This is a genomic window from Mesorhizobium sp. M4A.F.Ca.ET.090.04.2.1 (genome assembly GCF_003999085.1).
GTDB lineage: Bacteria > Pseudomonadota > Alphaproteobacteria > Rhizobiales > Rhizobiaceae > Mesorhizobium.
In genome coordinates this window covers 1-2,274 of the sequence record NZ_RZOT01000723.1, presented here as the reverse complement: position 1 = coordinate 2,274, position 2,274 = coordinate 1, and the positions used below count along the sequence as shown (strand labels likewise).

At 68.2% G+C, this 2,274-nt stretch carries 2 protein-coding genes and 1 pseudogene; all 3 read right to left on the bottom strand.

The window, feature by feature from the left end; all coding sequences use genetic code 11:
* The coding region (locus EN781_RS30995; protein WP_127400653.1) for a VWA domain-containing protein at positions 1-932 on the bottom strand (932 nt) is incomplete at its 3' end.
* An 89-nt stretch (positions 933-1,021) separates the two neighbouring features.
* The gene (locus tag EN781_RS30990) at positions 1,022-1,903 is read right to left on the bottom strand and encodes a MoxR family ATPase (RefSeq protein WP_126059010.1); all 882 of its coding nucleotides are present in this window, start codon (positions 1,901-1,903) and stop codon (positions 1,022-1,024) included.
* Positions 1,904-1,910: 7 nt separating this feature from the next.
* Positions 1,911-2,274 (bottom strand): annotated as a pseudogene (locus EN781_RS30985) (xanthine dehydrogenase family protein molybdopterin-binding subunit); the annotation flags it as partial.

The window sequence follows — 2,274 nt, the reverse complement described above, 5'->3', positions numbered from 1 at the left end:
CGCTCCAGCGCATCCGAAAGGATGACCACCGCCGCGCCGCGGGCGAAGGCGGAAAAACGCGGCACCGAAAGGAAGGCGAGCAGCGTCGGCCCCATGCGGGTGCCGCCATCCCAGTCGTCGACCAAAACCGCCGCCCGGGCGAGCGCCTGGTCGCGGTCACGGACCCGCAGCGCCGAGGTGATGCGCGTGAGTCTCGTGCCGAAGGTGAAGACTTCGGCACGGTCGGCGCCCTGCACGGCGGCGTGCGCCAACTTCAGGTAATCGGCAGTATGGAGCTTCATCGAGCCGGAGACGTCGATGAGCAGGAGCAGCTTGCGCGGCACGGTCTGACGGCGGCGGAGCTGCGGCGAAGGAATGTCGCCGTCGGCGCTGACGATTTCGCCGAGTGAACGCCTGAGATCGAGCGTGCCGCGCGAGCGGGTGCGGATGGTGCGGAAGGAGCGGCGGGCGGGCAAAGCGGAGGCGAGCCCGCGGCGGAATGCGCCAAGACCGTCGGCAGCGCGCTGGAAATCGCGGCTGCTCAACTGCTCGCGCGCCGAGGTCAGCTCGCCGCCCTTCCCCTGGCGAGCGGCCTGGCTTTGCTCTTCGCGCGTGCCACGATCGTCCTTGATGCGGGTTTCATCCTCTTCGCCCTCGATCGACGGTTTTACGTCGCCATAGAAGTGGCTGCGTAAATGTGCGTCGAATTCGATGCGACGGTCGGGCGAAGGCGCGAGCGTCGCCAGCGCGGCCTCGCGGATGTCGTTCATCGAGCGCGGCCCAAGCAGTGTCACCGCCTGCATGAAGCTGGTGGCCTGTTCCGGCGCGACGGCGAAGGCGTGGCGGCGCAACAGGCGGGCAAAGCCAAGGAAGGGCGCGGCGGCGCGGGGCAAGCTTTCCTCGCCCCGTTCACGGGGAGAGGATGCCGGCAGGCAGGTGAGGGGCAGCGCCATCGTCTGCCCATGTTGGCGCCGCCCCTCATCCGCCCCTTCGGGGCACCTTCTCCCCGTGAACGGGGAGAAGGGATTGTTGAGGTCGCGGCTCACGCCAGTGACTCCTCGACGATCCTCCCAAGTTCCGGCGCGATCGCGGACAGATCCTCCTCGTCCTTGATCAGCACGCCGATGGCGCGGCGAAAGGCTTCCGGCCATGGGCTTCCGCCCTTTTCGAGAATGGTGGCGGCATTCGCCCATTCCACCGCCTCGGCAATGCCGGGCGGCTTGGCCAGCGGGCGGGCGCGGATCTGCTGCACGGCATTGGCCACCGCGCGCGCCGTCGCCTCGGCGACATCGCCCGCGCGCAGCATGATGATCTCGGCCTCGCGCGCGGCGTCGGGATAGCCGATCCAGTGGTAGACGCAGCGCCGGCGCAGCGCCTCGGCCAGCTCGCGGGTGCGGTTGGAGGTCAGGATGACGATCGGCTGCGTTGCGGCGCGGATCGTGCCGCGTTCCGGGATGCTGATCTGGAAATCGGAGAGGAATTCCAGGAGCAGGGCTTCGAATTCGTGGTCGGAGCGATCGATCTCGTCGACGAGCAGCACGCGCTGTTCCGGCACGCGCAGCACCTGCAGCAGCGGCCGCGCGATCAGGAAGCGGTCGTCATAGATGTCGATCTCGTGCTCGCCGGCATGGCGGATGGCGAGCAACTGGCGCTGGTAGTTCCATTCATAGAGCGCATGCGCGGCGTCGATGCCTTCATAGCATTGCAGGCGCACCAGCTCACGGCCGAGCAGTTCGGCCACTGCCTTGGCGGCTTCGGTCTTGCCGACGCCCGGCGCGCCTTCGAGCAGCAGCGGCTTGCCGAGGCGAATGGCCAGGAAGATCGCCGTCGCAAGGCTGTCGTCGGCGAGATAGCGCGAGGCGGCAAGGCGCGCCGCCACCGCTTCCGGCGAAGCCGCGATCTGTTCGGCGTCGGCGCGGGTCATTGTCCGCTCAACCCGCGGCTTGCGCCTTTAGCGCGCGCAGGATGCGCTCGGGCGTGATCGGCAAAGTGTCGATGCGAACGCCGACGGCGTCGAAAACGGCATTGGCGACGGCGGGGATCTGCGGGTTGGCGCACATCTCGCCCGGTCCCTTGGCGCCGAAGGGACCGTCCGCCGACGGCCGTTCCAGCACGATGATCTCGGTCTCGGCGAGATCGCCGGGACCGGGCATCAGATACTGGTTGAAATCGGTGCCGCCATGGTCGCGGTTCGGATAATAGGGCTCCGTCGTCTCGTAGAGGGCATGGCTGATGCCCATCCAGGAACCACCGACGAGCTGCTGCTCGACCATCTTCGGGCTCAGGGCGCGGCCG

Excerpts from the sequence above, each read along its gene's own strand:
- EN781_RS30990 (WP_126059010.1), bottom strand. The coding sequence starts at position 1,903 with ATGACCCGCGCCGACGCCGAACAGATCGCGGCTTCGCCGGAAGCGGTG.